The sequence below is a fragment of the Bradyrhizobium sp. MI1.10 genome (assembly GCF_055811035.1).
In genome coordinates this window covers 25,841-49,095 of sequence record NZ_JBVVPN010000049.1, presented here as the reverse complement: position 1 = coordinate 49,095, position 23,255 = coordinate 25,841, and the positions used below count along the sequence as shown (strand labels likewise).

At 64.2% G+C, this 23,255-nt stretch carries 21 protein-coding genes and 1 tRNA gene; 11 read left to right on the top strand and 11 right to left on the bottom strand.

Annotated elements, in window-relative coordinates:
- Window positions 1-6: 6 nt before the first annotated feature.
- Window positions 7-537 carry a gamma carbonic anhydrase family protein gene (locus tag AC0L3K_RS34090; protein WP_007602554.1) on the bottom strand — a complete coding sequence of 177 codons (531 nt, stop codon included), beginning with the start codon at window positions 535-537 and terminating at the stop codon, window positions 7-9.
- A 90-nt stretch (window positions 538-627) separates the two neighbouring features.
- Entirely contained in the window at window positions 628-957 is a 330-nt protein-coding gene (locus AC0L3K_RS34085; protein WP_007602553.1) for a DUF6949 family protein, read from the bottom strand.
- 222 nt (window positions 958-1,179) lie between these two features.
- On the opposite strand from AC0L3K_RS34085, the gene AC0L3K_RS34080 reads away from it, so the two are divergent.
- Window positions 1,180-1,887: a hypothetical protein gene (locus AC0L3K_RS34080; RefSeq protein ID WP_007602552.1), complete on the top strand. Its 708-nt coding sequence runs from the start codon at window positions 1,180-1,182 to the stop codon at window positions 1,885-1,887.
- 166 nt (window positions 1,888-2,053) lie between these two features.
- Here AC0L3K_RS34080 and AC0L3K_RS34075 read toward each other — a convergent pair whose 3' ends face one another.
- From AC0L3K_RS34075 to cysE, 3 genes are all read right to left on the bottom strand, one after another.
- A complete protein-coding gene (locus AC0L3K_RS34075) occupies window positions 2,054-3,244 on the bottom strand; it encodes an FAD-binding domain (RefSeq protein ID WP_473367643.1) in 1,191 nt (396 codons plus the stop codon).
- A gap of 94 nt (window positions 3,245-3,338) precedes the next feature.
- The gene (locus AC0L3K_RS34070; protein ID WP_007602550.1) at window positions 3,339-3,557 is read right to left on the bottom strand and encodes a DUF3126 family protein; all 219 of its coding nucleotides are present in this window, start codon (window positions 3,555-3,557) and stop codon (window positions 3,339-3,341) included.
- A 150-nt stretch (window positions 3,558-3,707) separates the two neighbouring features.
- Complete coding sequence (cysE, locus tag AC0L3K_RS34065) at window positions 3,708-4,532, bottom strand: serine O-acetyltransferase (RefSeq protein ID WP_007602549.1); 825 nt, start codon at window positions 4,530-4,532, stop codon at window positions 3,708-3,710.
- A 275-nt stretch (window positions 4,533-4,807) separates the two neighbouring features.
- Between cysE and AC0L3K_RS34060 the strand changes: the two genes are divergently transcribed.
- Entirely contained in the window at window positions 4,808-6,166 is a 1,359-nt protein-coding gene (locus AC0L3K_RS34060) for a hypothetical protein (protein WP_354128717.1), read from the top strand.
- Between the two features lie 316 nt (window positions 6,167-6,482).
- Here the strand turns inward: AC0L3K_RS34060 and AC0L3K_RS34055 are convergent, their stop codons facing one another.
- Window positions 6,483-7,253: an alpha/beta fold hydrolase gene (locus AC0L3K_RS34055; protein ID WP_473256057.1), complete on the bottom strand. Its 771-nt coding sequence runs from the start codon at window positions 7,251-7,253 to the stop codon at window positions 6,483-6,485.
- A gap of 215 nt (window positions 7,254-7,468) precedes the next feature.
- On the opposite strand from AC0L3K_RS34055, the gene AC0L3K_RS34050 reads away from it, so the two are divergent.
- Window positions 7,469-8,431 carry an AraC family transcriptional regulator gene (locus tag AC0L3K_RS34050; RefSeq protein WP_007602546.1) on the top strand — a complete coding sequence of 321 codons (963 nt, stop codon included), beginning with the start codon at window positions 7,469-7,471 and terminating at the stop codon, window positions 8,429-8,431.
- 149 nt (window positions 8,432-8,580) lie between these two features.
- Here the strand turns inward: AC0L3K_RS34050 and AC0L3K_RS34045 are convergent, their stop codons facing one another.
- The gene (locus AC0L3K_RS34045) at window positions 8,581-9,336 is read right to left on the bottom strand and encodes an alpha/beta fold hydrolase (RefSeq protein ID WP_219683852.1); all 756 of its coding nucleotides are present in this window, start codon (window positions 9,334-9,336) and stop codon (window positions 8,581-8,583) included.
- A gap of 34 nt (window positions 9,337-9,370) precedes the next feature.
- The gene (locus AC0L3K_RS34040; protein ID WP_007602544.1) at window positions 9,371-10,507 is read right to left on the bottom strand and encodes a hypothetical protein; all 1,137 of its coding nucleotides are present in this window, start codon (window positions 10,505-10,507) and stop codon (window positions 9,371-9,373) included.
- 304 nt (window positions 10,508-10,811) lie between these two features.
- Here AC0L3K_RS34040 and AC0L3K_RS34035 point away from each other — a divergent pair, with 304 nt between their 5' ends.
- Together AC0L3K_RS34035 and AC0L3K_RS34030 are read left to right on the top strand one after the other, a co-directional pair.
- On the top strand, window positions 10,812-11,057 hold the full coding sequence (locus AC0L3K_RS34035) for a zinc-finger domain-containing protein (protein WP_007602543.1): 246 nt from the start codon (window positions 10,812-10,814) through the stop codon (window positions 11,055-11,057).
- Between the two features lie 19 nt (window positions 11,058-11,076).
- The gene (locus tag AC0L3K_RS34030) at window positions 11,077-12,279 is read left to right on the top strand and encodes an FAD-dependent monooxygenase (protein WP_219683853.1); all 1,203 of its coding nucleotides are present in this window, start codon (window positions 11,077-11,079) and stop codon (window positions 12,277-12,279) included.
- A gap of 15 nt (window positions 12,280-12,294) precedes the next feature.
- Here AC0L3K_RS34030 and AC0L3K_RS34025 read toward each other — a convergent pair whose 3' ends face one another.
- The gene (locus tag AC0L3K_RS34025) at window positions 12,295-12,729 is read right to left on the bottom strand and encodes a hypothetical protein (protein ID WP_007602541.1); all 435 of its coding nucleotides are present in this window, start codon (window positions 12,727-12,729) and stop codon (window positions 12,295-12,297) included.
- A gap of 172 nt (window positions 12,730-12,901) precedes the next feature.
- Between AC0L3K_RS34025 and AC0L3K_RS34020 the strand changes: the two genes are divergently transcribed.
- Together AC0L3K_RS34020 and AC0L3K_RS34015 are read left to right on the top strand one after the other, a co-directional pair.
- Window positions 12,902-12,990, top strand: a tRNA-Leu gene (locus tag AC0L3K_RS34020).
- Window positions 12,991-13,149: 159 nt separating this feature from the next.
- Complete coding sequence (locus tag AC0L3K_RS34015; protein WP_219683854.1) at window positions 13,150-14,400, top strand: multidrug effflux MFS transporter; 1,251 nt, start codon at window positions 13,150-13,152, stop codon at window positions 14,398-14,400.
- A gap of 204 nt (window positions 14,401-14,604) precedes the next feature.
- Here the strand turns inward: AC0L3K_RS34015 and AC0L3K_RS34010 are convergent, their stop codons facing one another.
- A complete protein-coding gene (locus AC0L3K_RS34010; protein ID WP_473256053.1) occupies window positions 14,605-16,200 on the bottom strand; it encodes a glycosyltransferase family 39 protein in 1,596 nt (531 codons plus the stop codon).
- Between the two features lie 244 nt (window positions 16,201-16,444).
- Window positions 16,445-18,052 carry an ABC transporter substrate-binding protein gene (locus tag AC0L3K_RS34005; RefSeq protein ID WP_007602537.1) on the bottom strand — a complete coding sequence of 536 codons (1,608 nt, stop codon included), beginning with the start codon at window positions 18,050-18,052 and terminating at the stop codon, window positions 16,445-16,447.
- Between the two features lie 280 nt (window positions 18,053-18,332).
- On the opposite strand from AC0L3K_RS34005, the gene AC0L3K_RS34000 reads away from it, so the two are divergent.
- The 4 genes from AC0L3K_RS34000 (at window position 18,333) to AC0L3K_RS33985 (ending at window position 23,145) form a co-directional block, all read left to right on the top strand.
- Window positions 18,333-19,463 carry a M20/M25/M40 family metallo-hydrolase gene (locus tag AC0L3K_RS34000; RefSeq protein WP_473256054.1) on the top strand — a complete coding sequence of 377 codons (1,131 nt, stop codon included), beginning with the start codon at window positions 18,333-18,335 and terminating at the stop codon, window positions 19,461-19,463.
- 167 nt (window positions 19,464-19,630) lie between these two features.
- Entirely contained in the window at window positions 19,631-20,572 is a 942-nt protein-coding gene (locus tag AC0L3K_RS33995) for an ABC transporter permease (protein WP_007602533.1), read from the top strand.
- A gap of 21 nt (window positions 20,573-20,593) precedes the next feature.
- On the top strand, window positions 20,594-21,481 hold the full coding sequence (locus AC0L3K_RS33990) for an ABC transporter permease (RefSeq protein ID WP_007602531.1): 888 nt from the start codon (window positions 20,594-20,596) through the stop codon (window positions 21,479-21,481).
- Window positions 21,482-21,495: 14 nt separating this feature from the next.
- Window positions 21,496-23,145 (top strand): ABC transporter ATP-binding protein, encoded by a 1,650-nt coding sequence (locus AC0L3K_RS33985; RefSeq protein ID WP_473367645.1) that lies wholly within the window; start codon window positions 21,496-21,498, stop codon window positions 23,143-23,145.
- Window positions 23,146-23,255 lie beyond the last annotated feature (110 nt).

Below are 23,255 nucleotides of genomic sequence, written 5' to 3'. Positions count from 1 at the left end.
TGCATCTCAGTCGATCCGCTTTAGACCCTTCGTGAAGCGCGGGCCGTTCGCGACGTAGAACTTCGCCGCGCTGCCCATCTTCTGCACCTGGGCGTCGTCGAGCGTGCGGATCACCCGCGCCGGCGAGCCGATGATCAGGGACCGTTCGGGGAATTCCTTGCCTTCGGTGATGACGGAGCCGGCGCCGACGATGCTGTTGCGGCCGATCCTGGCGCCGTTCATCACGATGGAGCCCATGCCGACGAGTGCGCCCTCCTCGATGGTGCAGCCGTGCAGGATGACGTTGTGGCCGACCGTACAGTTTCTGCCGATGTGAAGCGGAAAACCGAGATCGGTGTGGCAGGTCGAGCCGTCCTGCACGTTGGATCCCTCGCCGATCTCGATCCACTCATTGTCGCCGCGCAGCACCGCGCCGAACCAGACGCTCGCGCCCGGCTTCAGGCGCACGCGGCCGATCACGGTGGCGGTCTCAGCGATGAAGTAATTGCCGTCGGCGGGAAGGTCGGGCGCCTGCCCGTCGAGCTCGTAGATCGCCATGAGGGTCTCCTGTCGGGTCAACCCCAGCCATAGCGAAACGGCAGCCTTGACGCAAAGGCCCGCCGCGCAGGCAGCCCTACAGCGCCCGTATCAGACCAGAACGCCGGCCGCGCGGAGCGTCATCAGGAAGAAGGTGCCGCTCATCATACTCCAGAAGCCGGCGATGACGGTGGCCATCATCACGAATTCGACGCGGCGGCTCTCCACCTGCCTGCCGCGCAGGGTGTTGCGCATGATGATGAAAGGCGCCGCGAACACCAGGAACGGAACCGCCGCGAAGGTCTTCGGCGCCACGCCGTCCTGCAACAGACCGAAGCCGGCGGGCCGCTGTGCGACCGTCTGATATCCGCTGACGAGCGCTCCCGCGAGCGCGAAACCGATGCCGATCGAGAAGAATGTATTGAGAGCTTCAGGTGTCATCGGAACGGTCCGCCCTTACGCAACGCGAGGTGACTTCCTGTGACAAAGAGTGCCGGTTAACGCTACATTATCCTTAAGGGAAGGTTAACGCCGCCGGCCGTTCCACGCAGGCCTGTCTCCCTTCCCTGCAGCCGGCGAACGCTCCGCGAAATCGCAGCCGCGTGGCATATTCGCTGCTGATTCGTCGGCCATCGGCCGACTTCCGGCTCATTCGCGCGGCTCATGACGGTGTTTTCGGCAATTTCCCCTCAATCTCCCCGAGCGCACACCCGGGCCCATGTGGTGCCGATCGTGCTCGGCGGCACTGCCGCGATGTGCGCCGTCGCGCTCGTCGCCTATTTGTTGTGGCCAACCTGGGGCCCGAGCGGCGCGAGCGCCCCGGACAAGCTGCCGGTGAGCGTCGGCGGCACGCTGTTCAACCTGCCGACCAATGCGATCCGCATGAAGATCCAGCGCCACTCCGGGCCGCAGGAGCGGATCGATCTCGACTTCCTGTATCCCTCGCTCGAGCCGCCGGGCGCGCCGAAGCACGTCACCGCCGATAGTGTGGATGCGGCGATGCAGCCGATCGACCGCATCTTCCTGTCGATCGCCGCGCATCGCGATGCGCTCTCGCCCGAGCAGCGCACCGCCACGATCTATCCGCGCTATCTCGACCAGGCCGCGGCAACGCCCCAGGACGGGCTAACAATGCGGATGTTCCGCGCCGATACGCCCTACGGCAACGAGGATCTCTACTCTGCCGCGAGTCCTGCACTGACCGCGCGCTGCACGCGGGATGCGGCGACGCCCGGCATGTGCCTCGCCGAACGCCGCGTCGGCGGCGCCGACCTCACCTTCCGCTTTCCGCGCAGCTGGCTATCGCAGTGGCGCGATGCGGCGGAAGCGATGGAGAAGCTGACGGCGCAACTGCGCGGCCCGAAGGGCTGAGCGCAGCCTCTGCGCCCCGAGCCTCCAAAACAAAAACTGCGAAAACAACCCCATGCACAGTAGCCAAGTGCCTGGCATGACTTCGTATTTTCGAAGCCAGCCTGCAAAAAATTCGGCCCCTCCCGAGAATTCGTCTTTTCGAAAAAGATTCAAAGCCGCAGGCAATTCAAACGCCGATCTCCTTGTGATCGCTCCAGCGATAAGTCGGCAGATCCAGCTTGTCGGCAAGGTCTCGACCGATGGCGAGTCTCGCCGCACCGGGAAACGAGAACGCCTTCACGACCTGATTGCGAAACCACAATCCCCATGACGTCCGCGGCGCAAATGCCGCGGCGAAGCGCTCCGCTCCGCGCTGCTTGGCGCCGATATAGCTGCGAAGGCGGGTCTCATAGGCGCTGAATGCTTGCTCGTGGCGCCCGTCGGCGCGTGCGAGTTCTCCCGCAAGCACATAGGCAGAGATCATGGCCAGAGCCGAGCCCTGCCCGGCGACGAGCGACACGCAGAAGGCAGCGTCTCCAATCAGCACGACGCGGCCCCGCGACCAGCCGTCCATCCTGATCTGGCTGACCCGGTCGCAATACAAATCATCGGTGCGCTCGAGTTCGTTCAGAATGTCTGGGCATTCCCAGCGGGCGTCGCGATAGAGATCACGCAGCTGTGCCTTTGCGGCAGGCCCGCCTGCATCGCCGCGAAACACGAAGAGGAACAAGGTGCGATCATTGCACAGCGCGAAACGGCCAATCATCCGGCCCGGCCGGTTGTGCATCAGATACACATTCTCGTCGCGACGACGATAGCCGCGGGTTTCGAATGCCGCGACGCCATAGCCGAGATTTCTTTCGAACGTCCCGATCGAGCCGAACGCAAGGCTGCGCACCTGCGAATGCAAGCCGTCAGCACCGACGACGAGATCGAAACGTCGGCTCCCGCCGCGCCGCAACTGGACGTCGACCCATTCAGGCTGCTGCTCCAGGCCAACGATCTCCTCATCGAAGATCGTTTCAACACCGTCGCGGACCGTACCGTACAGCAGGCGCGACAGATCGCTTCGTGCCAGAGTGACGTAGCGGCCGCCTGTGAGATCGTCGAGGACGTCCGTGCCAAATCCGGCGATACGCCGGCCATGATCGTCGACGATCCGCATTTCCCTGGCGCGATAGCCGGCGTTCTCGATCGCCGGCAGCAGCCCCATCCGTTCGGCGATGTCGTAGCCGAGTCCCCAGAAATCGATCACGTAGCCGCCGCGACGAAGTGCGCTCGCGCGCTCGACCAGCGTCGGCGCGTAGCCCGCCGCCTTGAGCCAATAGGCGAGCGTCGGCCCTGCAATCCCCGCCCCGGAGATCAGAACTGTTCGCATGGAAGGAATATGGGAAAAGCGGCGGCCGATCGCACCGCCGCGTCAGACACCAAATGGTGAGGGCGGGAAGTTCCGCCTCACCAGTCGTGTCGCATCACTCCTGGTCGACCAGATCGTCCTCGAGGATCGCCATCTGGAACTGGAACGAGCGATCATCGTCCTCGTCGTCGACGAAGAGCACACCGATGAATTCCTCGCCGATATAGACTTCGGCGGAATCATCCTTCTTAGGCCGCGGCACGACGCGGATCTTGGGATTGCCGAATACGCGTTTCAGGTACGCGTCGAGCTTCCTAACTTCCTTGACGTCCACGGCAAGTCTCCAATCGAAATCTAGGTTGGCGCGGGTTTTAGGACGAGACGCGACCAACCGCCAGCATGAATTGCCAAAGAATTTGGGGACCGAAAGGGGCGGGAAATCCCGCCCTTCCGACAAGCTCGAAGTCCGCCTCAGAGTCCCGCCTCAAAGTCCCATGGCGTTGATCATCTGATCCATGGTGCGCGACGGCTCGGCGCAGCCGGCTTCGCCGACGACCTTGGCGGGCACGCCTGCGACCGTCACGTTGTGCGGCACCGGTTTGACCACGACCGAGCCCGCCGCGATGCGCGCGCAATGACCGATCTCGATATTGCCGAGGATCTTTGCGCCCGCGCCGATCAGGACCCCGTGACGGATTTTCGGATGGCGGTCCTCGTTCTCCTTGCCGGTGCCGCCGAGCGTGACGCCGTGCAGGATCGAGACGTCGTCCTCGATCAGCGCAGTCTCACCGCAGACGAAACCGGTGGCGTGGTCGAGGAAGATGCCGCGGCCGATGCGCGCGGCGGGATTGATGTCGGTCTGGAATACCGCAGACGCCCGGCTCTGCAGATAATACGCAAAATCCTTGCGGCCCTTCAGATAGAGCCAATGCGCGAGGCGGTGGGTCTGGATGGCGTGAAAGCCCTTGAAATAGAGCAACGGGTCGATGAAGCGCGACGTCGCGGGGTCGCGGTCGTAAACGGCGACGAGATCGGCGCGGAACGCGTTGCCGAGATCGGGATCATCGCGTAGCGCCTCGTCGTAGGTCTGGCGCACGAGATCGCCCGACAGCGCGGAATGATCGAGCCGATCGGCGACACGATGGATGACAGCATCTTCCAGGCGGCTGTGATGCAGCACCGTCGAATAGATGAAGGTCGCAAGCTCCGGCTCGCGATGGACGATGTCCTCCGCTTCGCCGCGGATCCGATCCCAGATCGGATCAAGCGTTGCGAGCTTTCCTCCCGGATTGACCTGATGCACTGCCATGAGATCTGCTCTTTCGAATTGGCTCGTTTCGATGGTTCTATAACACAGTCTAAGCGACAAAGTCCTGACGGGCTTGCCTGAGAGTGAACAGTGCGTTGCCCAGCGGGGGCATGCCAACACGTTGAATCACAACAGTTTCTTCCGACACCCCCGGCGGCAAGGTCGGCTCAAAATGGTCAGGGTTTCGCCAAATTCAAGCCGGGCGGCGTCAAACTATTGGTGAATTCCGCCTCAACCGTGATTGCGGGCATGGTCCGAGTGAGGACGGAGCGGATTTGACCATCACCACCGATCATTTGCGCGCGGGCGCCGCTGATACCCTCTGGCTGCGGCTCGCCGCGGTCGCCCTGCCGCTCCTGTTGATCGCGCCGGCGTTCTGGAACGGCTATCCGCTGTTGCAATGGGATACCGGAGGCTATCTGGCGCGCTGGTACGAGGGCTATCTCGTCCCGAGCCGCTCCACGGTGTTCGGCATCTATCTGCACTATGGCGAGAGTTCTGGATTCTGGATCAACCTCGCGGCCCAGGCGCTGGCGACGCTGTGGCTGTTGCAGCTCACCTTGCGCGTGCTCGGCCTGATGCAAACGTTCCGTTTCGTGGCGATCAGCCTGCTCCTGATCCTGTCGACTGCGCTGCCCTGGCTTGCGAGCATGTTGCTCACCGACATCTTTGCAGGCCTGTCGGTGCTGTCGTTATTCCTGCTGGTCGTCGGTGGGCAGCGGACTTCGGCGCTCGAAAAGATCACGCTGTTCGTCTTCACCGCCTTTGCCGCCGCGACCCACAGCGCCACGCTCGGCGTGCTGCTCGGGCTCTGCGTCGCCGGCTGGATGGCGCGACCGTTGCTGGGGCGCCGGCTTCCTATCGCCGGACTGGCGCAGGCGAGCCTGACCATCGTCGTGGGCGGACTGATGCTGGTGTCAGCCAACCATGCGCTGTCAGGCAAATGGGCCTGGACCCCCGGCGGCACGGGGGTCGCCTTCGGCCGCATGATGCAGGACGGCATCGTCGCGCGTTATCTCAACGACCATTGCCCGCGCGAAAAACTCAAGCTCTGCCCCTATCGCGACCAATTGCCGGCGACCGCCGACGAATTCCTGTGGGGCAAGAGCATGTTCAACACGCTAGGCCGGTTCGAGGGCATGAACGACGAGATGGGCACCATCGTCGTGGGTTCGCTCGCCGACTATCCGGCCTGGCAAGCCGGCGCGGCGTTGCGGGCGCTGGGTCGGCAATTGCTGCATGTCGCGACCGGCGAAGGCACCAATGGCTGGATCCCGCACACCCGCGGCATCATCGAGCGCTATATCCCCTCACAGGCCGCGCCGATGCGGGCGGCGCGCCAGCAGCACTGGGGTCTCGATTTCGCCTACGTCAACTGGCTGCACGTGCCCGTTGCGCTGGCCTCGATGCTGGCGCTTGTCGTGCTGCTTGCGCATGCTCTCGCGATCCGCCGGCTTGACGACCTGACGCTGCTGGCGGCAACCGTCACGCTGGCGCTGCTCGGCAACGCCTTCATCTGCGGCGTGATCTCCGGCCCGCACGACCGCTACGGCGCGCGGATGGCGTGGGTCGCGACCTTCGTGGTGCTGATGGCGCTGGCGCGACGGTTTGGCGAGGACAGCAAGGCGCGATGAGATTGGGGTGAAGCGCTATCGCGCTCCAGTTCTTGGAACGAATTCGTCGCCCTCGTCTGCTTGAAAATTCGACCATGTCGGGTTGCCCGACTGCCGACTTGAACGCTGCCACGACAACGTCGAATGGCTTCGAGCCCCTAAGGCTGAAACGCTCGACCTCGACTTTAGCGATTGTCATTGGTCCTCCGTAACTGCTGCAAGCTGTGCATCCAGTCGCCATGTCGAGTTGGGTAATGTCATTCTCCGGATGCCTGGCTCAAAATGGTCGAGCGGAAGCGTGCGGGCTCCCGGCGCCAAAGCGCCGGGAGCGGCACCGTCACTTCGCGAGGGCCGCTTTTTCGATCACCTCAGCGACCTGCTTCGCATGGACGACGAGCGAGGCATGGCTGCCGGCGACTTCCGTCGTCTGAGCATGGATCCTGGCTGCGAACGACTTCTGGGCCTCGGGCGCGAGGACTTTGTCCTTCGTGCTGATGACGTAGAAATTCGGCTTGTCATGCCAGGCCGCAACGTCGACCGGAGCTTCGAACGCAACGTGGTTCAGCGGAAGCTGCGAGTTGGCCAGGTGCGCGGCGATCTCCGGAGGAAGGTCAGCCGCGACGGCTGACGGAAACACCTTTGGATCGATGTACAGATTGCCCTTCGCATCGGGGTGGATCGCCTTGCCGCCTTCGGTCGGCGGACCGGCCTTCGTCAGCGACGCCAGGGATTCACCGATCTCCGGCGCAAAGGCGGACACATAAACCAGCGCCGAAACCTTGGGATCGTTGCCGGCTTGCGTGATCACCACGCCGCCCCATGAGTGGCCGACCAGAACGGTCCTGCCGGCTTGCTTCGCGAGCGCCTGTTTGGTCGCATCGACGTCGGCGGCGAGCGAAGTGAGTGGATTTTCGACGAGCGTGACGTTGTAGCCTTTCTTCGTGAGAATATCGGCAACCGGCTGCCAGCTCGTCTGGTCTACAAAGGCGCCGTGCACGAGCACGATATTGTGGGCTGCCCCCTTGGGCAGTTCGGCGGAACGGGCGGGCCCGACCATTGTCGATCCGGCCAGGAGTACGGCGGCTGCTGAAAGTAGGAAATTTAGCATTGATTGTTCCTGTTGGTATGTCGGACGAACACAGTCCGGGGGAATGGACAGGCGTTTCCAGCAAGGTCGCGGTTCTTCCATCTGCCGTTGGCTAAATGGTTGCCGCACGTCACGTCGGCCCGCCGTGGCATGACGTATTCCATGGACCTCATCGGACGATAGGGACCAATCGTCCGCGTCTTGTGTCCGATCGTCCATGGATCTAGTCTCGGTGGATGGATATACTTACCCAGGTGCTCGATCGGGTTCGTCTCGGCGGGACGCTGCTCTTTCACTTCGAGCTCGGCCATCCCTGGCATCTTGAGTTGCCGGCGCGCCCCTACGCCCTGTTTCACTATCTCAGCCAAGGTTCAGCGACCCTCGCGCTCGAACAGGGAGAGGAAATCCAGATCACCGGGGGCGATTTTGTCGTCATCACACGTGGCGAGCCCCATGTGTTTTATTCGGATCGCCGGGCCGAGCCTTTGCGCATCGTGGATATCGAACGGTCGTCGCCACGCCTCGGCTTCCTTCGCCACGGCAGCCGTGCAAAGCCGCTCTCGACCATGCTCTGCGGCAATTTCACGGTGTCGCGGCCGACGTTTGGCAGCGTGCTGGAGTTGCTTCCACCCGTGCTCTTGCTGAAGCCGACGTCGGACCGTGGTTGGCTTGAAGCCATCCTGCGCCGCATGATGAGCGAGTCCGCGCTCGAGCGTCCTGGCCAAGGCGTCGCGCTTTCACGACTGACGGAAGTGCTCTTCGTCGAGGTGCTGCGAAGCTGGATCGCGTCTCTCAGCCCCGGACAAGGCGGCTGGATCGGGGCCATTTCTGACCCCCATATCGGACCCGCGCTGAAGCTGATTCACGAAAGTCCGGAGCAGCTTTGGACGCTGAGCGACCTTGGCCGTCGCGTCGGGCTCGGCCGCTCGGCATTTTCGGCGCGCTTCACCAGGCTCGTGGGCCAGCCCATGCAACGTTATGTGATCGAACGCCGGATGACGGAGGCGGCGTTCCTGCTCGAAACCAGCGACGAGCCGATCGCACGGATTGCCAACCGGGTCGGTTACGAGACTGCAGCGGCGTTTTCGAAGTTGTTTCACCGGCACATTGGTCAGTCGCCCGGCCGTTACCGGGCTGCGCGACGCGCCGACGGAGGCCGTGCGCAGTTGGACGGATCGGAATTGCAAGTATCCGATTGACCTGGATAAGGCTGTGGCTTTGAGCTGAGTCTCATATGCGCGCTTAGCGAACCCCGGTGCCTGCGTAGAGGAATGGACGGTTGCCCCGAAGGGAGTGGATGGCCCATTGTAACGAGACATTTCAGGATAGCTGAAACCGCCTCATCGCCTCAGCTCCTGCGTGAGAGGAAATCCAGCACGCCGGTCTTGTAGACCTTGTCGCCGACTGCGCGCATGTGATCGCGGTTCGGAATGTCGAGCACTTCCGAACCCGGGATGATCGCGCCGAGCGCGCTGGCCGATCCCGCGACGTCGTCGGTCGAGCCCACCGCGATCAGCACGGGCACGTCGATGCGTGCGGCCTGCTCTTTCGTCATGAGATCGCGCGTGCCGCGCAGGCAGGCGGCCAGCGCCTTGTGGTCGGAACGGGTTTGGTCTGCAAAAGCACGAAAAGTGCGTCCGACGGGATCGGAGACGTCGTCGAGCGAGGGCGCTTCGAGCGCCTTCGCGACGTTCTCGCCGGGCCCGGTGCCCTCGATCAGGCCGCCGATGCCGATGCCGCCGAGAATTGCCGAACGCAGGCGCTGCGGCTCGTTGAGGGAGAGCCAGGCCGTCATCCGTCCGCCCATCGAATAGCCCATGAGATCGGCCTGCGGGATGGCGAGGTGATCCATCAGCGCGAGCACGTCGCCGGCCATGGTCGGGATCGAGTACTGCGCGGGCTCGTAGAGCTTGGCGCTTTCGCCATGGCCGCGATTGTCGAGCGCAATGACGCGGCGGCCGTTCTTGCGCAGCTCCGAGACCCAGGTCGGATAGACCCAGTTCACGTTCTTGCTGGAGGCAAAGCCGTGCACCAGGATGATCGGATCGCCCTCGCCTTCGTCGAGATAGGCAATTTCAACGGCGCCGTTGTGAAAGCTCGGCATCATCAGTTCCGCAATCTTGAGGGGAAGAGGTATCTTAGGCGGTGACGGCAGCGCTTGCCAGAACGGCTTCGGCGGCGATCCGGGCCTGGCGAAGTCGCCGCGCCCGCCTGCGATCGCACCAGGCCTGGGTCAGGCGCTCCGTGGTCGCCTTGATCGAGGACAACAGGCCGAACAGCGTCAAGGCCGCACCGAACAGCCAGAGTGCGAGATTGAACGCCCCGCCGATCAGCAGCAGCGCGCCGCGGCCGAGCAGCTTCAGGATCGCGCGCGTCTTGCCGCCCTGCGCTTCCGCGAGCCGCGCCGCGCGTGCGACGTCCTTCGGACCTTCGGCGATGCGCAAGCTATCCATCGCACCGCGCGTGCCGGTCTTCTCGACGACGCGCGTGACATCCTTGCCGAGCCGAACCAGCGCGCCGGCCTTCTCGGCGCGGAACGCGGCCTTGATCGCGCTCAAGGTCTGGCCCGGCCGCAGCACCGAGCCGGAGGCAACCGCGTTCTGGAGCATCGGCGTATCGACGACCTCGCGCGCGGACCGGCCGGCCCATGCCGCCAGTCCCTCGCCGAGCCGGCCCACCTTCCGCGCGTCCTTCACCAGCGTCAGCCCGGCGCGAACCGGCGCGGCACCGCCGACGGAGACGTAGGTCACGGCCGTGACCGCGAGACCCGCGGCCGCGAGGCCCAGCACCAGGCGATCGGTCTCCTCGCCCATGGCGAGGTGCTTGCCCTCGCGCACGACATCCCTGATGTCGCCGATGACGAAGAGATCGCCGGCCACGGTCCCCGACAGGCTCGCAACATCGTCCGCGTTGCCGGTGACGAGACCCGTGGCAAACCGTTTTGCGACATGCGAGGTGGAATTTTCGGCTTTGACCGCGTCGCTGACACGGCTCAGGAGGTCGTCAGGCAGCGCGATGTTGCGGTCGCGCGCCAGCGCGACAAAACTGTCGGCGAGATCGGCATCGCCCGACGCGAGCGCAGCCTCGATGTTGTCCTGAATCATGCGGTCATTGTGCCGCAGCAGCGCGTCGAGCTTGATCTCGGAGAGCGCGGCGGGATCGTCCTGGGCGGCCAGAATCGCCCCGGCCTCGCGGGCAGGCGGTGCTACCTGCGCGAGCATGAAGCCGCAAGCCACGATACCGGTCAACGCTGTGCTGATTCGCAACCACTTCATGCGGAGAGCCTGGACGGTCCTGAGATCGTTGACGCCTAACGGTTGGTCTTTCGTCGCAATTACGCTCGTCCACAGACATAGTATGCCAAAATTGCGACACAACGTCCCCGACGAAAGAAGGGCTTCTCTCAGGCCGCAAGATTGTGTCGAATTTGCATGAGCAAATGAGCATGGGGCATTGCGGAGCTTTCGGTTCCGCTGGACTAGCAATCATCCACACCCGCCAGTATGGTCCGCGGCGCCTTAATAATGCCGCGTCAGTCGTGATTGTGTCTGCCGCCATTGCCACTCCAGGATGAGTACGATGTCCGACCATGTCGTCCCGCACTTCCACAACGATGCCGGTGTCCCCGTCATCGAGATCGGCTCGCAAGAGTTCATGTGCGTGGGCGCCAACCCTCCGTTCGATCATCCGCACGTCTTCCTCGACCTCGGCAACGACAACGAGATCATCTGCCCCTACTGCTCGACGCTGTACCGTTTCGCCGCCGACCTGAAGGCGGGCGAAGCCCGTCCGCCGGAATGCGTCCTGAAGGACAAGGTGGCCTGACCGCTTCCATCGGCCAGGGGTGGCGCTCTCCCGAACGATTGTCATCGCCGGTGCCGGCATAGGTGGACTGACGGCTGCGCTCGCGCTCGCGGCACGCGGCTTCCGCATCGTCGTGCTGGAAAAGGCCGAGCGGCTCGAGGAAGTCGGCGCCGGTCTGCAACTCTCCCCCAATGCCAGCCGCGTGCTGGTCGAGCTCGGCCTTACCGAGCGCCTCAAGCTGCGCGCCGTGATCCCGGAGGCGGTCTCGATCATGAGCGCGCGGGCCGGCGGCGAGCTGTTGCGCATGCCGCTGGGAGAAGCCGCCGCCGCGCGCGCCGGCGCCCCCTATTGGGTGGTGCACCGCGCCGATTTGCAATCCGCCCTCGCCGGCGCAGTCTCCGACCATCCCGATATCGACCTGAAACTCGGCGCGACCTTCGAAGACGTCGCGCCTCACGCCAAGGGGCTGACGGTCGTCCATCGCAGCGGTACGATCCGGCGCAGCGATCTCGCCAGTGCGCTGATCGGCGCGGACGGCATCTGGTCGACGGTGCGCCAGCATCTGTTTCCCGAGGTGCAGCCGCGCTTCTCCGGGCTGATTGCCTGGCGCGGCACGCTCGACGCCACGCAACTGCCGAAGGACTACACCGCGCGCCGGGTCCAGCTCTGGATGGGCCCGAATGCCCATCTCGTCGCCTACCCGATCGCGGGGGGACGCCAGATCAACGTGGTCGCGGTGCTGCCGGGCACCTGGAATAGACCGGGCTGGAGCACGCCCGGCGATCCCCGCGAGGTGATGGACGCCTTCGCCGCGCCGCGCTGGCCGCCAGCGGCGCGCATGATGCTCGCCACGGTCGATAGCTGGCGGAAATGGGCGCTGTTCGGCGTGCCTGACGACTGCCCCTGGAGCAACGGCCCGGTCGCGCTGCTCGGCGACGCCGTGCATGCGATGCTGCCGTTTGCAGCCCAGGGCGCCGGCATGGCGATCGAGGACGCCGCGGTGCTCGCGCAGCATTTGAGCCTTGAGGTCGCCGAGAGCACCGCTGGCATCACAGCTGCGCTGAGACAATACGGCCGTACGCGCCAGGCGCGCGTGCGGCGGGTGCAGCGGACCGCGCGGCAGCAGGGCCGCATCTATCATTTCACTGGGCCGCTCGCGCTCGCGCGCGATCTTGCGGTGCGCGCCCTCGGCCCGGAACGCATGCTGGCACGGCAGGACTGGATTTACGGCTGGCGACCCTGATGCGAGGCGCCGGTTTCAGCGCACTGCTCTTGTCGATTTCGGGGCAGGCTTGATCGGGCCAGGATTGGCTGCGGGCGCCGGCGCAGCGGCGGGCGTCGCCTCGGGGGGCGTTTCCCGGCACTTGTTGCGGCGCCAAGCGTCATCGGCCATCTGCGCGTGCCCGCGCACCGCGACGTAGTCATTGCGATAGGCAAGCTCCGACACGACGGCGCCGCCCGCGCCGGTCTGTGCCTTGTCCATCAGCCTCTGTAAATCAGCGGTGCGGTTAGCGAGCCCCTTGCGCTCGGCTTCGAGCAGCTTGCAATCGTACAATTCGTACCTGGCAGGATCGGCAAAGGCCGGAGCGACCGTCTCGCTGATGCCTGCGCAGCCGGACAGTGCGAAGCCGGCCGCGAGCAGCGCGACGGCCACGCAGCACGTGCGCAGGCGATATCGGATCAAAGCAGCCATGCCGGATGAATAGTCCCCGTGGATTGAGAATGCCTAAAGCAACAACAGATGTCCGGATTGAGGCTTTGCCTTGTGCGGCCGGCTCGCCTAAGGAAGAACCGCCCCTCCGGCCTGCAAACGCCAATTCCAGACGGCCGGCAAGGGACTTAAGTGATTGATCTCGTTGGATCAAGCGGGCATGGCGGAATTGGTAGACGCAAGGGACTTAAAATCCCTCGGTGCGCAAGCGCTGTGCCGGTTCGACCCCGGCTGCCCGCACCACGAGAGACGCGCGGACGATCCCGCCGATCGCCGCGGCCCCGAGCGCTGATACCTCGTCAATGTTGTCCGCTCCTGCACCGCCTGCCAGCTATCCCGAAACGTCGCTTGTGCAACGCAGCATTGAAGGTAGACAGGGGCCTCAAATCAGAGGTGAGCTGCTTGTCCGACGTCAATGCCGACGATTGGGTGTCCTCGGGACACCGGCCGATGGGTTTCCCCGAATTCGTCATCGTGATCGCGTCGATCATGGCGCTGAATCCGCTTGCGATGGACATGATGCTCCCGGCGCTGCCCAACATCGGGTCGGCCTTCAATATCCCCGTCGCCAACCATCTTCAGCTGGTGCTGTCGACCTTCCTGATCGGCTTTGGCGCGGGGCAGTTCGTCATGGGTCCGCTGTCGGATCGTTTCGGCCGCCGCCCGGTGCTGCTCGGCGGGATGGCGGTCTATGCGGTGGCGAGCGTGCTGGCGATCGCCGCGCCGTCGTTCGAGACGCTGCTGCTGGCGCGCGCACTGCAGGGCTTCGGCACCTCGGCGACGCGCGTGATCGCGACCTCGATCGTGCGCGACTGTTACGTCGGCCGCCGCATGGCGAGCGTGATGTCGCTTGCGATGATGATCTTCATCGCCGTCCCCGTGATCGCCCCCTCGTTCGGACAGGCGGTGCTACTGGTCACGCAATGGCGCGGCATCTTCGTCGTGCTGATGCTCTACGGCCTGCTCGCGCTTGCGTGGTCCGTGCTGCGGCTTCCAGAGACCCTGCCTGAGAGCGAACGCAGGTCGCTCGCGCCGGCCGACGTGCTCACGGCCTACTGGCAGACCGTGACCCATCGCCAAACCCTCGGCTACGCGCTCGCCGCCGGAAGCGTGATGGGTGCGCTGTTCGCCTACGTGTTTTCGGCCCAGCAGGTTTTTGTCGACATCTATCACCTCGGCCATTATTTTCCGCTCGCCTTCGCCGCGATCGCGGCCGGCACCGCCATTGCCGGCTTTCTCAATGCGCGATTCGTCGGGACCCTCGGCATGCGCGTGATCTCGCACGGCGCGCTGACGCTCTACACCGCGGTGGCCGGCGTGATGCTGCTGACCGAAAGCCTCGGCGCGTTGCCGCTTCCCCTGTTCATGGTGCTCTCGGCGCTGATGATGTTCTCGTTCGGCATGATGGTCGCCAACTTCACCGCACTCGCCATGGAGCCGCAGGGCCACATCGCCGGCACGGCGTCCTCGCTCTACGGCTCGATCACCACGCTTATCGGCATCGTCGTCGGCATGGCGATCGGACAAAGCTTCGACGGCACGCTGCTGCCGTTCTCGGTCGGCTTCTTCGTGTCGTCACTCGCCGCGCTCGCGATCGTGCTGGTGGTGGAGAGAGGACGGCTGTTCAAGCCGCATCATCGCGCCATCGGGTGAGGAACTTCGCGGCGCTCTCGATGTTGTACTGCAACAATCTGAAAAGGCGCTTCAATGGAACCGAAACCCCGTAAAGACCACGACGCCACGGAGCGGGCGAAGACGGAACGCACGCCGTCGAGCGTTGAAAAGACCGCCGTCACCGTGCCATTCGCGAGTGAAGGGCTCGAGCGGGTCCGCGACAGCCACTGTTGAGCAACACGTCTATTCCGTTGCGCGCCTGTTGGCGCTGAAATCGTCCGCAACGCCCTCGGGTGCCGCGCCGCCTTCACGGGGCGGCACCATCAGCACAACCACGTCCCGCGTGAGACCGGGCCGGCCCCATAGCTGCGCCTGTACGATAAATTCCCGCCTGACGAAGTGCCCGGCCCGCCCGGCCACCCCGTCCATCCACCGGCTGCAATCATCCTGATCGCGGAAACAGAGCGCGGCCCAGCCGCGGTCCAGCGTCGTCTTGCGCGGCAAGCCTCCGGGAGATTGATCCTCGAACGGCTGGGCGTAGTGCGGGTGGTCCGGGCTGTAGAAGGCCATCGCGAAGGCCAGCGCATCGTCGCCGCTAACGGCGGCGAGCGGCTCGCCCGTCAGTTCGCGCCACTCGCGAGTCAATTCGCTGGCGGCCTGCGCGTAGAAATTGCGCCCCTCTTCGTAACCGTGATCGTTGCGATAGACGGCATGGATCGGCGCGGCGACGAGGACGGCCGTGAGCGCGACGCCGGCCACGACCAAGGTGAGGTTGACGGTGTAAAAGCGCTCGATCGGGTAATTTGTGCCGCAGACCACGAGAATGGCGAACAGGAACAACCCCTGCAACGCCCACAGCGACGGCAGATCGGTGCCGATCACGAGCGAGATCAGAACCGGCAGCGCAATCGTGCCGACGGCAACGTAAAAGAGGAGCCGCAGGCCCGGATTCATCGCCGCGAAATCGTCCGGAAACTGCTTCAGCCGCGTGCCGGCGATCAACATCCAGGTGACGGATGACACACTGATGGCCGCCAACAGCCCCAGAAGGAAGTTCCTGGCCTCCCCGAGCGAGCTCGCCGCAGTGCCGTTGGCATGGTTCAGCGCGTAGGTGAAGGTCGGCGCCCCGGTCGTGGCGAGCCAGTGAACATGCGGTGACAGCGCCGCAAGCCCGACGACGACCGAGATCCAGGGCGAGGCGGAAGTGAAATAGGCGCGACGCGCCGGATGCGCCAGCGCGGCAAACGTGAAGCTCGCGACAAGGAAGATCGAATAATATTTGCCGGCCATGGCCAGCGCCGTCGTGAATCCCACGGCGATCGCCCACGACGCCGCGCGGGTCTCGAATGCGCGGACGAAGCACCAAGTCGCCAGCGGCCAGACGGCCAGCAGCACCGCATTGGCATTGAAGCGCTGGGCATGGAACTGATAGGCCGGCGTCAGCATCAGGAGCAACAGCACAAGGACGCGCTTGTGCCCCGTCACGAATTGCCGCGCGATCCGGTCGACGAAGACCAGCGCAAGCCCGGCATTGGCCATCGCCATCAATTGCAGCGACCAGTCAGTGAGCGGAAAAATGGCGCTCCAGCTCGCGGCAACCCAGCCGGTCAAGGGCGGATGCTTGGGATAGCCCCACGCGAAATGCCGCCCCAGCGTCCAGGCCTCCAGCGTATCGGGGTGCAGACCGCCGCCGGCATAGGCGACCGCTAGATAAAGTGTCCAGATCGCGACGAAGCCCGCGATGAGAAGCGGCACCGCCCAGCCCGTCTCGACGCCATCGAGCCAACGCAGGAATGGCCGGCGCCATCGTGCCGGCGTGCGATCGGACCGTTCGGCCATCGTCTGGAATGCAAAATCGATCGGCACTGGAATCAAATGGAGGAAGGAAGGTGATGCGCAAGGACGGCACATCTAGTTCAGGACGGAAACAAATAGCAATGAATGGAAACTGGAAAAGTTTGAAAACGTCCGCCTTCTCAGCCGGCGCAAGGTCGACAAAAGAGCCAAGATCGACAAACGACAACGGCGCCGCTGATGACAGCGGCGCCGCAGGATGATCCGGACGAAAGGAAGAGCCTTCGCCCTACTCCGACTTGTCGACGTTCCAGAACAGCGGGGTCGCGGGACCGTCGAGCACGCCGGTCAGCGATTTGCGCCAGCCGCTCGGCAGGAGATACTGCCCCAGCGGGATGTAAATCACCTGCTCATAGGCTTCCTTCTGGATGTCAGCGGCGATCTTCTTCTGATCGTCGAGCGAGGCGGCGCGAACGAAGTCGTCCTTGAGCTTTTCGATCTTGGCGTTCTCGGCCCAGCCAAACCAGCCCTTCTTGCCCTGACCGCCGATCGAGAGATTGGCGATCGGGTTGGAGACGTCGGCCGCGACCCAGTTGGTGAAGAACATGTTCCAGCCGCCCTCCTTCGGAGGCTTCTGGCTGGCGCGGCGGCTCACCACCGTCTGCCAATCGGTCGCTTGCAGGTCGACCTTGAAGCCAGCCTCGCGCAGCAGCTGAGCCGCAACGATCGGCTGTGCCTTCAGCGTCGTGACATCGCCGGGGGCCATGATCACGATCGGGGTGCCGTCATAGCCGGATTCGGCGAGCGCCTTCTTGGCTTCGGCCATGCCGTTGCCCTTCACGAGGGTCTCGGCACCGGCCTCGGTCGCGAACGGCGTATCGCACACGAAGAAGGCGCCACAGATCTTCTGATATTTGGCGTTGCCGACGAGCGCGTCGAGAACGTCCTTCTGGTTTATCGCCAGAAAGGCAGCACGGCGCACTTTGACATTATCGAACGGCGGATAAAGGAAGTTCATCCGGCCGAGCGTCTGGAAACCGAACTTGTTCGAGACCTCGATCGTGATCTCCTTGTTCGCTTCCAGCAACGGGAGCATGTCGTAAGGCAGATTTTCCACAAAGTCGATGTCGCCCGACTGCAACGCGTTCACCGCGGTCTGCGAGTCCGGCATGGTGATCCACTCGACGCGGTCGACCTTCACCACCTTGCCGCCGGAGGTCCAGCTCGACGGCTCCTTGCGCGGCACGTAGTCGGTGTTCTTGACGTAGACCGCCTTCACGCCCGGCTGGAATTCCGACTGCACGAACTTGAAAGGACCCGAGCCGATCTGCTCGGGGATCTGCTTGTCCGGCGGCGTCTCGGCGAGGCGCTTCGGCATCATGAAGGCAACGCGGGAGGACGGCTTGCCGATCGAGTCGAGCACGAGGCCGTAGGGCTCCTTCAGCTTCAGCGTGATGGTCTTGGCATCGGTCGCCTCGATGCTCGCGGTGAAGTCGAAAAGTTTCTGGCCCATGCCGTCGACTGCGCCCCAGCGCTTGAGCGAGGCAACGCAGTCCTCCGCCGTCACCGGCGCACCGTCATGCCACTTCAGGCCGTCGCGCAGCGTGAACGTGTAGGTGAGCTTGTCGTCGGAGATCTTCCAGTCCGCCATCTGCGGCTGGATCTTGAAGTTCGAATCGGGCGCCACGAGCGTGTCGTAGATCATGTAGCCATGGTCACGCGTGATGTAGGCCGTGGTGAAGATCGGATCGATGATGCGCAGATCCGAATGCATCACCGCGGTGATGGTCTTGCCAGCCGCAAGCACCGGCGAGGCCAGTGCGGTCGAAAGCGCGACGACCGACAGCGCAAGTTTGGAGGCGAACGCGCGAGGCCCCCGGCGCATCAACTTAAACATAAAAAGTTCTCCTGACGTGAAACTGTTCAAAGGCAGGTTATTGATTGAGCATCCGGTTCGTTCTTTAGGCGAACTAACCTCATGCAATGCCTTTATCTTTTCGAGACTTGCAGACAGTGCCGAGCGCGTCAATCCGGTTTCGCTGCAAGCCCAAGCAGCGCGCGCACGGGCTCCACACGGATCGGTTTGGCTCTACAACGCTCTCCGCCTGCCCTGCCCCGCGCCAATGCAATGCGCGTTCCATGTTCCGAAGCCCAAGAGACATTGGAGAGACATTGAGATGAATCCAGCCAATCTTCCCTTCGATTCCGAAGCGATGCTCCAGGGTCTGCGCGGCTGGGTGGAATGCGAAAGCCCGACCTGGGACGCGAGCGCCGTGAACCGCATGCTCGATATCGCAGCGCGGGAGATGGCAATCATGGGTGCGACGATCGAGCGCATCGCCGGTCGCCAGGGCTTTGGCGGCGTGATCCGCGCACGCTTTCCGCATCCGAAGCAAGGCGAGCCGGGCATCCTGATTGCCGGACACATGGATACTGTTCATCCCGTGGGTACCATCGAGAAGCTGAAATGGCGGCGCGAGGGCAGCAAGTGCTACGGACCCGGCATCTATGACATGAAGGGCGGCAATTATCTTTCGCTGGAAGCGATCCGCCAACTGGCCCGCGCCTCGTTCACGACGCCGCTGCCGATCACCGTGCTGTTCACGCCCGACGAGGAAGTCGGCACACCCTCCACGCGCGATATCATCGAGGCGGAAGCCGCGCGCAACAAATACGTGCTGGTCCCCGAGCCCGGCCGCGCTGACAACGGCGTCACCACCGGACGTTACGCCATTGCGCGTTTCAATCTCGAGGCGACCGGCCGGCCCAGCCACGCCGGCGCCACCTTGTCGGCGGGCCGCTCTGCTATCCGCGAGATGGCGCGGCAAATCCTCGCCATCGACGCGATGACGGGCGAAGACTGTACGTTTTCGGTCGGCGTGGTGCACGGGGGGCAATGGGTCAATTGCGTTGCCACGACCGCCACCGGCGAAGCGCTTTCGATGGCCAAGCGCCAGGCCGACCTCGAGCGCGGCGTCGAGAGGATGCTGGCGCTCTCCGGTACAACCAATGATGTCACCTTCAAGGTGACGCGCGGCGTGACACGTCCGGTCTGGGAGCCCGATGCCGGCACCATGGCGCTTTACGAAAAGGCGCGCGGGATCGCCAAATCGCTCGGCGCAGAACTGCCGCATGCGAGCGCCGGCGGCGGCTCCGACGGCAATTTCACCGGCGCAATGGGCATCCCGACTCTCGACGGCCTGGGCGTGCGTGGCGGCAACGGCCACACGCTCGAAGAGTATATCGAGGTCGAAAGTCTGGTCGAACGCGGCCGGCTGATGGCGGGGCTGCTCGCGACCTTGGAGTAAGGCGCGAGCCACGTCACCACAAGCGGGCCAGGTCTCCCGAAACAAGTTGACCGCACTGCAAAAACCGTGGCCCGGATGGCATGGGAATTGCTGAAATGTTAGGCTGGTGGCAGAACGCAGCCTTCAGCCGCTGTCTCTGATTTGACTCTAATCTGACGGGATCCAACTTGCTCGGATATCTCCTTCGCCGAATTCTCGCCGCCGTGCCCGTGATGGGCGTGGTGGCGCTGTTCGTCTTCCTCCTGCTCCGCCTCACCCCCGGCGATCCCGCCGCGATTCTTGCCGGCGACAACGCCACGCCGGAGCGGCTCGAGCGCATCCGCACCTCGCTCGGTCTCAACGAGCCGCTGATCGTGCAGTTCATCACCTGGCTGAACAAGCTGCTGCATGGCGATCTCGGAACGTCACTCATCTCCAACCTTCCGGTGATGAAGATGATCGGCCAGCGGGTCGAGCCGTCGATCTCGATCGCGTTGTCGACCATCATCCTCGCGGTCATCGTCGCGGTTCCCCTCGGTGTAATCGCTGCCTGGAAGCACGGCACCTGGATCGACCGCTTCGTGATGGGCCTGTCCGTGCTCGGCTTCTCGGTGCCGGTGTTCGTGGTCGGCTACATCCTGATCGAGGTCTTCGCGATCGACCTGCGCTGGGTGCCGGTCCAGGGCTTCCGCAGCATCTCGAACGGGTTTGGGCCGTTCTTCGAGCGCATCATCCTGCCAACCTGTGCGCTGTCCTTCATCTACATCGCTTTGATCGCGCGCATGACGCGCGCGGCGATGCTCGACGTGCTCGGCGAGGACTACGTCCGCACCGCGCGCGCAAAAGGCATCAACGAAGTCGCCGTGATGATGCGCCATGCGCTGCGCAACGCCGCCGTGCCCGTGATCACGGTGATCGGTACCGGCTTTGCGCTTTTGATCTCCGGGGTCGTCGTCACCGAGAGCGTGTTCAACATCCCCGGCATCGGCCGCCTCACGGTGGATGCGGTGCTGGCGCGCGACTATCCGGTGATCCAGGCGATGATTTTGCTGACGTCGTTGATCTATGTCGTCGTCAATCTTCTGATCGACGTCGCCTACACGCTGCTCGATCCCCGGATCCGGTACTAGGGCTAAGGATAACAACGAAAAATGTCGGTCGATACCCTTCCCCAGTCGTCCATCCCGATCACGTCGCCGCTGCGGCCGCGCTTCGGATTCCTGACCTCGACGCCGATCATCGCGGCGGCGACCATCTGCCTGGCGTTGGTTGTGCTGATCTCGATCCTCGCGCCCTTGATCGCGCCGTATGATCCGATCCAGCTTGCGCCCTCGCAGCGGCTGAAGCCCTCTTCGGCGCAATTCCTGCTCGGCACCGACGCCTATGGCCGCGACCTGCTGTCGCGCGTCATGTATGGCGGACGCATCTCGCTTCTGATCGGCATCGGCTCGGCGATCATGTCGATCGTCATTGGGTTGGCGATCGGCCTGGTCTCCGGTTTCTTCAAGCTGGTCGATTCCGTCATGATGCGGATCATGGACGGCCTGATGGCAATGCCGAGCATCCTGCTGGCAATCGCCGTCGTGTCGCTGTCCGGCGCCAGCCTCTGGACCGTGCTGATCGCAATCACGATCCCTGAAGTTCCGCGCGTGGCACGCCTGGTGCGCTCGGTCGTGCTGTCGGCGCGCGAAGAGCCCTATGTTGAAGCGGCGATCTCGGTCGGCTCATCCCTGCCAAAGATCATGTGGCGGCATTTGATGCCGAACACGATCGCGCCTCTGATCGTGCAGGGTAGTTATGTCTGCGCGTCCGCGATCCTCACCGAGGCCATCCTCTCCTTCCTCGGCGCCGGCATCTCGCCGGAAACGCCGACCTGGGGCAACATCATGGCCGAGGGTCGTCAGTACTTCCAGCTCAAGCCGACGCTGATCTTCTGGCCGGGCCTGCTGCTCTCGATCGCGATCCTCAGCATCAATTTGATCGGCGATGCCGCCCGCGACGCACTCGATCCGCGCATGAAGCAGCGGGAAGGCAAATGATGACCGATCAAGTGATGACCAGCCCGATCCTCGACATCAACAACCTCGTCGTCTCCGTCGGCAAGAAGCCGAATGCCGCAAACATCATCGACGGCATCTCGATCCAGGTGCACGAGCGCGAGACGCTGTGCCTCGTCGGCGAAAGCGGCTCGGGCAAGTCGGTGACCTCGCTGACCACGATGGGTCTGCTGCCGAAGGGCACGCTGATTCCGACCGGCGGCAGCGTCAAGCTGGTCGGCGAGGAGATTCTCACCGCGACCGTCCGCCGCCTGCGGCAGCTCCGCGCGACGCGGATGGCGATGATCTTCCAGGAGCCGATGACGGCGCTCAATCCGGTGATGCCGGTTGGCCGCCAGATCGACGAAGTCCTGCGCGCGCACACCAAACTCGATGCGAAGGCGCGCAAGAAGCGTATCCTCGACATGATGGAGCAGGTGCGCCTGCCCCAGGTCGAGCGTATCTTTGCCTCCTACCCTCACCGACTCTCCGGCGGTCAGCGCCAGCGCATCATGATCGCGATGGCACTCGTGCTCGAACCGAAGCTGCTCATCGCGGACGAACCGACCACCGCGCTCGACGTCACAACGCAGAAGCAGATTTTGACCCTGATCCGCGACCTCCAGCGCGATCACGGAACCGCCGTGCTGTTCATTACCCATGACATGGGCGTGGTCGCCGAAATCGCGGACCGCGTCGCGGTGATGCGGCAGGGCCGACTGGTGGAGACCGGAACGCTGGATTCCATCCTGCGCAATCCGACCATGGAATACACCCGCAACCTGCTCTCCGCGGTGCCGAGCCTGGTGCCGCGCGCGGCGCGGCCTGAGACCAGGGAACCGGTGGTGCTGGAGGCCAACGAACTCGGCAAGGTCTATCGCGAGCGCGCGTTCTTCGGTAAAGGCCGCGAAGTCGTCGCCGCCGACAAGGTCACGCTGACGCTGCGCAAGGGCCGCACGCTCGGCATCGTCGGCGAGAGCGGCTCGGGCAAATCGACCGTGGCGCGCTGCATCGTCCGCCTGATCGACCCGACCTCCGGCGGCGTGCGCCTCTCCGGCCGCGAGATCTCGGACATCTCGCGGCGGCTGTTGCAGCCGCATCGGAAGAAGATCCAGATCGTATTCCAGGACCCCTACCGCTCGCTCAACCCGCGCGTCACTGTCGGCGAAAGCATCGCGGAAGGCCCGATCAATTACGGCGTGTCGCATGCCGACGCAATGAAGCGTGCGCGCGAATTGCTCGAGCTGGTCGGCCTGCCCGCCGATGCGGTCGCGCGCTATCCGCACCAGTTCTCCGGCGGCCAGCGTCAGCGCATTGCGATCGCCCGCGCGCTCGCGCTCGATCCCGACGTGCTGGTCGCGGACGAGGCGGTCTCCGCCCTCGACGTGTCCGTGCAGGCGCAGGTGCTGGACCTGTTCGACGAGATCCAGACGCGGCTCGGCATCGCCATCCTGTTCATCACTCACGATCTGCGCGTCGCAGCGCAGATCTGCGACGAGGTCGTGGTGATGCAGCACGGCCGCGTCGTCGAGCAGGGCCCGGCCGCCGAAGTGCTGACGCATCCGAAGGAAGCCTACACCAGAGCCTTGCTCGAGGCAGCGCCAGGCCGCGGCTGGGATTTTGCGAACTTCCGGCCGGTGACCGAGGGCGTGGCGGCTAGCGCCTAGTCACTCTCCTCCGGGGTTTGGGGGGCCCCCGCCCCCACCGCCACCGGGCCCCCCCCGCGGGGGGGGGTGTGGGGGGTGAGGCGGGCACGGGACGGGGGGGGGGGGGCGGG

Bases quoted from the DNA above. Each gene is read 5' to 3' on its own strand.
- AC0L3K_RS34090 (WP_007602554.1), bottom strand. From the start codon at position 537: ATGGCGATCTACGAGCTCGACGGGCAGGCGCCCGACCTTCCCGCCGAC.
- AC0L3K_RS34085 (WP_007602553.1), bottom strand. From the start codon at position 957: ATGACACCTGAAGCTCTCAATACATTCTTCTCGATCGGCATCGGTTTC.
- AC0L3K_RS34080 (WP_007602552.1), top strand. From the start codon at position 1,180: ATGACGGTGTTTTCGGCAATTTCCCCTCAATCTCCCCGAGCGCACACC.
- AC0L3K_RS34075 (WP_473367643.1), bottom strand. From the start codon at position 3,244: ATGCGAACAGTTCTGATCTCCGGGGCGGGGATTGCAGGGCCGACGCTC.
- cysE (WP_007602549.1), bottom strand. From the start codon at position 4,532: ATGGCAGTGCATCAGGTCAATCCGGGAGGAAAGCTCGCAACGCTTGAT.
- AC0L3K_RS34055 (WP_473256057.1), bottom strand. From the start codon at position 7,253: ATGCTAAATTTCCTACTTTCAGCAGCCGCCGTACTCCTGGCCGGATCG.
- AC0L3K_RS34050 (WP_007602546.1), top strand. From the start codon at position 7,469: ATGGATATACTTACCCAGGTGCTCGATCGGGTTCGTCTCGGCGGGACG.
- AC0L3K_RS34045 (WP_219683852.1), bottom strand. From the start codon at position 9,336: ATGCCGAGCTTTCACAACGGCGCCGTTGAAATTGCCTATCTCGACGAA.
- AC0L3K_RS34040 (WP_007602544.1), bottom strand. From the start codon at position 10,507: ATGAAGTGGTTGCGAATCAGCACAGCGTTGACCGGTATCGTGGCTTGC.
- AC0L3K_RS34035 (WP_007602543.1), top strand. From the start codon at position 10,812: ATGTCCGACCATGTCGTCCCGCACTTCCACAACGATGCCGGTGTCCCC.
- AC0L3K_RS34025 (WP_007602541.1), bottom strand. From the start codon at position 12,729: ATGGCTGCTTTGATCCGATATCGCCTGCGCACGTGCTGCGTGGCCGTC.
- AC0L3K_RS34010 (WP_473256053.1), bottom strand. From the start codon at position 16,200: ATGGCCGAACGGTCCGATCGCACGCCGGCACGATGGCGCCGGCCATTC.
- AC0L3K_RS34005 (WP_007602537.1), bottom strand. From the start codon at position 18,052: ATGTTTAAGTTGATGCGCCGGGGGCCTCGCGCGTTCGCCTCCAAACTT.
- AC0L3K_RS34000 (WP_473256054.1), top strand. From the start codon at position 18,333: ATGAATCCAGCCAATCTTCCCTTCGATTCCGAAGCGATGCTCCAGGGT.
- AC0L3K_RS33990 (WP_007602531.1), top strand. From the start codon at position 20,594: ATGTCGGTCGATACCCTTCCCCAGTCGTCCATCCCGATCACGTCGCCG.
- AC0L3K_RS33985 (WP_473367645.1), top strand. From the start codon at position 21,496: ATGACCAGCCCGATCCTCGACATCAACAACCTCGTCGTCTCCGTCGGC.